Below are 7,047 nucleotides of genomic sequence, written 5' to 3' on the forward strand. Positions count from 1 at the left end.
CGGACGGCCTCCCGCGGCGGGGAGCGCCGTCGTCAGGCGGTCTGCTCGGCGACCCAGTCCTGGATCTCGGCGATGAAGCGCCGGCGCGAGAAGACCCGGCTCCGGGCCCGGAAGGCGTCGACGTCGAGCGCGAGCGCACGGCGCAGCAGGTCGCTCCAGTCCGGATCGCCCTCGAGGTCGGCGATGACGCCCCCGCCGGCGAGGGACACGCTCTCGCGCACTCCGCCGATGTCGGTCCCGATGACCGGCGTCCCGCAGGCCATCGCCTCGACGGGCATGATCCCGAAGTCCTCGACGGCGGGGAAGACGTACACGAGCGCCTGCGCGTAGAGCGCGCGGATCAGCTGGTCGGAGGGCGAGATGACGAAGGTCACGTCGGCCCGGATCTCCTCGGCGTAGGCGCGGAGCCGCGCCTCCCAGGGGCCGTGCCCGGCGATGACGACCGGCAGCCCGGTGCGAGCTCCGGCGTCCATGACCTTCTCGAGGCGCTTGTAGGGGACGAACCGCGAGGCGCCCAGGATGAACGGCCGCGCGAGCGAGTCGAGGAGGCGCAGCTCGTCGTCGTCGAGCGGGGAGCGCCAGTCGGTGATCGTCGAGAGCAGCTCGGTGTTCACCGGCGGGTAGATGACCCTCGACGGCTGGTGCCACGCGTCGCGCACCCGCTGCCCGGTGAAGAGGCTGTTCACCGCGATGGAGGAGGCCTCGGCGGCGCGGAGGCGGTCGATCGGCTTGAGGAGCAGGCTCGCGGTGCGGGCGGCGAGGCTGCTGCCGCGGCCGTCGCGGTCGGGCTCCCAGATGTAGCGGGCCGGGGTGTGCGCGTAGACGAGCTTGCGGGTCGGTCCGCTGGTGCGGACGTGGTGGGCGAAGAGGTGCGAGCTGACCAGCACCCACTCGCGGGAGGCGCCGACCGGGAGCCGCCACGTGGGCAGCATCGCCGGCAGGGCGAGGACCTTGTGGCGGCGCAGCGGCGTGCGCGCCAGCCAGGACTCCGAGACGGGCCTGCCGACGACCTCGGCGCAGTCGCTCCAGAGGACGCGGACGTCGGCGTCGGCGAAGGCCTCGGTCATCGCCTCGAGCACGCGCTCGGCGCCTCCGCGGCGCTCGACCCACTCGTGCACGATCAGGCCGGGACCGACCGGGGGGACGGATCGGGAACGGGTGGTCGCGTCGATGACGGCAGTGATGATGGGCCCCTTCCCCCGGGCGTGCGGTGAGGATCGGGCGGCCATCCGGAGACGGGAGCGGCTCCGAATGCTTATCCGTCGTCGGTGACCGATCAGCAGTGCAGTAGAAGCTAACCGGCTCGTGGAGAAGGAATCGAAAGGCGAGTACGAGTCGTCGCAGAACGACGGGGAAAGGAGAGTCCGATAATCCGGATAAGCCGCGAGTGGAATGGCGAGGATCGTCTGGAGTGCGTCGCGGAGGCGCTATTCCCTCGGAGATCACAACGATGGAGGAGAGTCGCGGAGAAGAAGAAATCACTCTTTCAGTGACGCCGTGCCGGAAGGATCAGGAGACGCCGATGCGCTGCAGGGTCTGCCACCGCCACTGGTCGCGGACGCCCTCGCGGACGGTGCGCACCGCCCGCCAGCCCAGCTCCCGCTCGGCGCGTGCCGGGTCGGCCCAGCTCGCCGCGAGGTCGCCCGGCCGGCGCCCCACGGCCCGCCACCGGACCGTCTCCCCGCTCGCGCGCTCGACCTCGTCGATCAGCTCGAGGACGCTCGTCGGCGAGCCCGTGCCGAGGTTGTAGACCCGGTGCCCGGGCCGCGCGCGCTCGAGCGCCGCGACATGCCCGGCCGCGAGATCGCAGACGTGGATGTAGTCGCGCAGCCCCGTGCCGTCGGGGGTCGGGTAGTCGTCGCCGAGGACGTCGACGCACCGGGAGGGATCGCCCGCGGCCCGCGTCAGCACGGGCAGGAGGCTCCCCGGCGCCGTGGCCGGATCCTCGCCGATCCGCCCCGACGGGTGCGCGCCGATGGGATTGAAGTAGCGGAGGCTGACCCCGCGCAGGAGGGGATCGGCGCGCGCGGCGTCGCCGAGGATCTCCTCGATCACGCGCTTGGTCGCGCCGTAGGGGCTCGCGGCGCTCAGCCCGGCGGGGAAGTCCTCCCCGACCGGCATCACGCCGCCCGGGCTGTAGACGGCCGCCGAGCTCGAGAACACGACGGTGCGGATCCCCGATTCCGCCGCGACCGAGAACGCCGCGGTGGCGAGCCCGACGTTGACCGTCCAGTACTCGAGGGGCCGCCGCACCGAGTCGCCGACCGACTTGAGCCCGGCGAGCAGGACCAGGGCGTCGACCGGTCCGTGGGCGGCGAGGAAGCGGGTCAGCGCGGCCGTGTCGCGCGCGTCGGCGATCAGGCGGGGGACCACCGAGCCGGTCAGCTCCTCCACCGCGTCGAGGGTCCGCTCGCTCGCGTGCGAGAGGTCGTCCACGACCAGCACCTCGTGGCCGCTCTCGAGGAGCGCGACGGCGGTGTGGCTCCCGATGTAGCCCGCTCCGCCCACCAGAAGGACTCGCATGCGGGGGAGCCTAGATCGGCTCCCGCGCGGCGTCGGCGCCGCTGCCGGGCCCGCGGATCCGTCGATCCGCGCCGCCGTCACCCGTGCGCGGTACGCCCTCTGCCGCGGTCGTAGCCCGCGATCGCCGCGGACTCGACGGCGAGCGCGACCAGCTTCTCGCCGACCGGGCGGGGCACCACTCCGAGCGCGGCGTCCGCGACTCCCGCGACCAGTGCCGTCCGCCGCTCGCTCCCGCCGCGGGCCAGGAGGCGCACGGCCGCGTCCCACGCGCCGGCCGCGGGCACCGCCTCCCGCACCTGCTCGGGGTGCAGCCGCTCGAACGTGCGGCGGGCCGCCCCCGAGAGGAACGCGCGCCGGCTGCGGACCGCCGCCGAGACGGAAGCGCCGTGGTGCAGGGCCTCGGCGCCGGGCTCGATCCGCACCGGCACTCCCAGGCGGTGCAGCCGGTAGCCCCAGTCGACGTCCTCCCAGCCGTACTCGCGGTAGTCGGTGCTGTAGCCGCCGACCCGGTCGTAGGTCGCCCGCGTCACCGAGACGTTGCCGCCCCAGTAGCGCCAGGAGGCGTCGGGGCCCGCCGCGTAGGCGCCGCGGCGGAAGCGCTCGCCGGCGGGCCGGCCGTAGGCGCGGGAGTAGGCGGTGCCCGGGTCGACGTCGGGGCAGAGGCCGACGACGCCGGCGACCGCGTCCCGATGGGCCCCGACGTGCGCGGCGGCCCAGCCCGGGCCGGGCTCGAGGTCGTCGTCGCAGCGGATCAGCACGTCGCCCCGCGCGGCGTCGAAGCCGGCGGTGAGCGCGGCGGAGCGCCCCCGGTTCTCGGGGAGCACGACGCGGCGCACGGGCACGGGGGAGGCGTCGAGGGCGCGCTCGCTGGCATCGACGACGCCGTCGAGGACCACGACCACGTCGAGGTCGCGGTGGGTCTGAGCCGCGAGGGCGGCGAGGAGGCGGGGCAGGCGCGCCGCCCCCGCGTAGCTGGGGACGACGACGCTCGCGACACTCATCGGGACTCCTCGCCGCGCGGGCTGCTCTCGACCAGGAGCAGCTCCTCCAGCCCGCTCAGCACGCGCGCCAGGTCGTCGGCGATGGCGCCGGGATCGGTGGAGTGGAGGCGGGCGAGCCGGTCGGCCAGGCCGGAGAAGTCCTGCGGCTCGTCGTCGAGCGCGCGCCAGGTCGCGGCCACGCTCTCGCGCAGCGCGTAGGGGCTGCCCATCGGGGAGACGTCCAGCGGGAGCACCAGGACGCGCCCGTTCAGATCGACGGAGGCCGTGTCCGGGCGGCGCCGCCAGAGAAGGAGCCGGGGGTCCTCTGCCATCTTCTCCGCGTCCTCTCCGCTGATCACCGCCAGTGCGAGTAGAAATCCGCCAGCGCCTCTTATCGCGACGCCTCTCTCGCTATGTTTGCCGCCGACGCGCCAAGGGGTGTACGTCGAGCGACAGCACCGGAGGGCCGCCAATGTCGGAGTCTAATCCGCTCGCATCCAGCGATATCAGCGATAAGAGCGAGAAGAAGAGCGCGAATTCCGCGGGCGTCTTCGCACGGCGGACGGTCGTGGCCGGAGCGGTCTGGTCGGTGCCCGCGGTGATGCTGGCGCAGTCCGCCTCCGCCGTCTCGATCAGCTGCTTCCCGGTGGGGACGGTCTTCCAGGCGGTCGCCCGCGGACGCCTCCTCAGCGGCTTCCTCGGCGGAGTGAACCTCGACACCGTCGCCGGCGTCTCGGGCGTGACGGCGACTGCGCCGGCGTCGGGACCGAATCCGCCCGACCCGGTCGTCGTGACGGGCGGCGTCAACGCCACGGTACTGAACGGCATCGCCGTGAACGCGACCGGGCTGACCGGCACGCTCTCCTCCCTCCTCACGCTGGCGGCTCCCGCCACCGTCGGCACTCTCAACCAGTACGCGGAGGCGAGCACCACCGGCACCGTCCGCGGAGCCTCCGGTGCGATCACCAATGCCGGCCAGCTGGCGCTGACCCCGACCTCGGGGAGCTACCCCGACTTCGGCACCGTCAACCTGCAGGCGATCCTCGCCGCCGTCGGCGGGCCTGGTCTGTCTGACCTCCTGACCAACGTTGCCGGGCTCACTCTGCAGATCGGCGCCGTCACCGGACGCGCTGCTCTTCAGTCGGCCTGCGTGCCCGGGTCGGACAACCTGCAGCGCGACTACCAGATCACCAGGCTGAACCTGGTGCTCACGTCGACGGCGCTGACAGCTCTCGTCACCGCGGTGAGGAACGCCCTTGCTCTGATCGAAGACATTCGTGTTGCCACGGTCGCTGTTGTCACGGTCGACGTCGCCGCCATCCTGGCGGGAAACCTGCCCGGCGGAGGTCAGCCGATCCAGGCGAGCCTCGGGACGACTCCGGCGACGCTGACGATCGATCTCGCCTCGCTTCTCGGTCCTGCTCCCGGGCAGCCCGGGAACACGCAGTTCGGCTCCTACTCCGCCTTCCTCAACAACCTGCCACCGAACTCGACTCTCCTCGTGGACAGCGGTCTCGGCGTTCCGGCAGCAGCCCTGACCGCTTTCACGACGACTCTGGTCACTGTTCTCACGCAGAGGCTGCGCGAGAACATCAGGATCCTCGGGATCCCGCTGAACGGCCCTGACGTGCTCGCCAACGTCTTGACCCTGGTCCTGAACGTGCTGAACCCGTTGCTCGCGGCCCTGCCGGCTCTCGTCGGAGCCGTCGTCACCACCGCGATCACCCCGGTCTTCTCCGCGCTACAGGATGTCATCCAGATCGACGTCAACGCGCAGAACCGCTCGACCAACCCGACCGGGCCCGCCGCCCTCGAGGCGCTCCCCGTCGGCCGCTACGACGTCGCGGCGCTCTACATCCGCGCGGTGGGGCTCGTGAACCTGCTCGACCTGTTCATCGCCCGCGGCTCCGTCGGGCCGAACGTCCGCACGGGCTAGCCGCGCTCGGCGCCGTCAGGCGCCGCGGACCACGAGGCCGTGCTCGACCATCGCGTCGAGCACGGCCTCGACGTGCGCCCGGGGGTCGCCCGCGGGCGGGGCGCCGTGCTCGGCGACGACGGCCCCGGTCAGCGCGTCGACCGTCGCGGGCGTCCCGAGAGCACGCCACAGCACCGGGCCGATCCCGGTGAGCGTCTCGACCCGCTCGTCGAGGAGGCAGCTGACCACTCCGTCGCGCTCGACCCACTCGACGCCGGCGGCGCGCGCGAGCAGACCCGGGCCGGGCGCCGCCGCATCGGCCTCGGGCGCGTCGGCGACGACCGGCGACGCCTCCCCGAGGCGCTCCAGGAGCGGCAGCACCGTCTCCGCCTCGCGGTAGTGGAGCACCCGGGCCCCGCCGACGGAGTCGAGCAGCCCCGCGAGGTGGTGCAGCGCCGCGGGCAGCCGTGCGAAGTGGCTCAGCTCGGGCAGCAGCACCGAGAGCGCCTCGTCGAAGGCGATCGGCTCGAGCCGGGACTCTGCCGGGCCGGACGGGTCGCGGGCGATCAGGAGCAGGGCGGCCAGGCGCAGCGGAGCGTCCGGCAGCGGCTGCAGGCCCATCGCGGCGGGGGAGCGGTGCCGCTTCCAGTCGCCGCCGTCGAGGAGGGCGACGGGCTTCCGGAACGGCAGCACCCGCCCGTCGCGGCGGACGGCGAGCGTCTCGTCGGTCACGTACCCGTACCGCCGAGCGGCGAGGCTCACGAGGGTCGACTTCCCGGCACCGGGCCGGCCGACGAACGCGACGACGCGGCCGTCGGTCAGGGCGACCGCGGAGGCGTGCACGCTGAGCAGCCGGCCCTCGCAGGCGTCGGCCGCCGCGAGGGTGAGCGCGGCGCCGATGTGCTCGGCGAGGGCGTCCTCGGTCGGCTGCGCGATCACTCCCGGCTCCCCGACCGGCTCGGTCAGCGACACCCGGTACTCGGAGCCCGGGCGATCGGCGTCGTCGTCCACGTCGTTCCACGACTCCTCCACCTCCGTCACGAAGCGGTCGGGGACGGTGTCGTCGAAGGTGAAGCGCACGCCGAGCCCGAAGGGGGCGCGGATCAGCCGGCGGGTCATGTCAGGTCCTGTCCGTCCGTCGGAGGTGGTCCCACGCGAGCGGAGCCGTGCGGGCGCCGCGGCGCAGCCGCCGCCACCAGCCGGCCGCCACGTCGATCCGGCGCGGGCCGATGGCGGGGTCGGCGGCACGCAGGGCGTGGGGGGCGGGGAAGACGGCGCGGGCGAGGAGCAGCGGCCGCTGCCGCCAGCCGGCCGCGCGCACGGCCTGCACCCACCCCGCGGAGGCGTGGGGCGAGCTCGCGTTGATCCGCCACGCCCGCAGCTCGGCCGCGGGCACCTCCCCGGCGCGCGCGCGGATGCCGAGCGCGTCGAGGAAGGGCTGCGCGGTCTGGACGGCGCCGAGCTCCTCCGCCGCCGCGCGGAGCGGAGCGTGCAGCTCCGCGCGGGCGGCCACCGCCTCGACGAGCAGGTCGTAGTCGGAGGGCCGCGTGAGGCGCGGGTCGGTGATCTGCCAGGCGTCGCGGAGCGCGTGCAGCGCCAGCACGAGCGCCGAGTCGGCGACGCTCGCGG

The 7,047-nt window shown here is 74.0% G+C and carries 6 protein-coding genes and 1 pseudogene; 1 reads left to right on the forward strand and 6 read right to left on the reverse strand.

The window, feature by feature from the left end:
- Positions 1–32 precede the first annotated feature (32 nt).
- The 4 genes from C5C44_RS15390 to C5C44_RS15405 form a co-directional block, all read right to left on the reverse strand.
- Complete coding sequence (locus tag C5C44_RS15390) at positions 33–1,229, reverse strand: glycosyltransferase (RefSeq protein WP_104227213.1); 1,197 nt, start codon at positions 1,227–1,229, stop codon at positions 33–35.
- 280 nt (positions 1,230–1,509) lie between these two features.
- Positions 1,510–2,523 (reverse strand): UDP-glucose 4-epimerase GalE, encoded by a 1,014-nt coding sequence (gene galE, locus C5C44_RS15395; protein WP_104336144.1) that lies wholly within the window; start codon positions 2,521–2,523, stop codon positions 1,510–1,512.
- Between the two features lie 77 nt (positions 2,524–2,600).
- The gene (locus tag C5C44_RS15400; protein ID WP_104336145.1) at positions 2,601–3,524 is read right to left on the reverse strand and encodes a glycosyltransferase family 2 protein; all 924 of its coding nucleotides are present in this window, start codon (positions 3,522–3,524) and stop codon (positions 2,601–2,603) included.
- Entirely contained in the window at positions 3,521–3,835 is a 315-nt protein-coding gene (locus tag C5C44_RS15405) for a hypothetical protein (RefSeq protein ID WP_146079006.1), read from the reverse strand. The genes C5C44_RS15400 and C5C44_RS15405 overlap by 4 nt, the downstream gene beginning before the upstream one ends.
- Before the next feature lie 140 nt (positions 3,836–3,975).
- Here C5C44_RS15405 and C5C44_RS15410 point away from each other — a divergent pair, with 140 nt between their 5' ends.
- On the forward strand, positions 3,976–5,439 hold the full coding sequence (locus C5C44_RS15410) for a choice-of-anchor G family protein (RefSeq protein ID WP_146084360.1): 1,464 nt from the start codon (positions 3,976–3,978) through the stop codon (positions 5,437–5,439).
- Between the two features lie 15 nt (positions 5,440–5,454).
- On the opposite strand, the gene C5C44_RS15415 is transcribed toward C5C44_RS15410, so the two are convergent.
- Together C5C44_RS15415 and C5C44_RS17140 are read right to left on the reverse strand one after the other, a co-directional pair.
- Complete coding sequence (locus tag C5C44_RS15415) at positions 5,455–6,537, reverse strand: PqqD family protein (RefSeq protein WP_104324641.1); 1,083 nt, start codon at positions 6,535–6,537, stop codon at positions 5,455–5,457.
- A gap of 1 nt (position 6,538) precedes the next feature.
- A pseudogene (locus C5C44_RS17140) lies at positions 6,539–7,047 on the reverse strand (hypothetical protein); the annotation flags it as partial.

It is taken from the genome of Rathayibacter sp. AY1F6 (assembly GCF_002932035.1).
In the GTDB taxonomy this organism is placed as follows: domain Bacteria; phylum Actinomycetota; class Actinomycetes; order Actinomycetales; family Microbacteriaceae; genus Rathayibacter.

Excerpts from the sequence above, each read along its gene's own strand:
- C5C44_RS15390 (WP_104227213.1), bottom strand. The coding sequence starts at position 1,229 with ATGGCCGCCCGATCCTCACCGCACGCCCGGGGGAAGGGGCCCATCATC.
- galE (WP_104336144.1), bottom strand. The coding sequence starts at position 2,523 with ATGCGAGTCCTTCTGGTGGGCGGAGCGGGCTACATCGGGAGCCACACC.
- C5C44_RS15400 (WP_104336145.1), bottom strand. The coding sequence starts at position 3,524 with ATGAGTGTCGCGAGCGTCGTCGTCCCCAGCTACGCGGGGGCGGCGCGC.
- C5C44_RS15405 (WP_146079006.1), bottom strand. The coding sequence starts at position 3,835 with ATGGCAGAGGACCCCCGGCTCCTTCTCTGGCGGCGCCGCCCGGACACG.
- C5C44_RS15410 (WP_146084360.1), top strand. The coding sequence starts at position 3,976 with ATGTCGGAGTCTAATCCGCTCGCATCCAGCGATATCAGCGATAAGAGC.
- C5C44_RS15415 (WP_104324641.1), bottom strand. The coding sequence starts at position 6,537 with ATGACCCGCCGGCTGATCCGCGCCCCCTTCGGGCTCGGCGTGCGCTTC.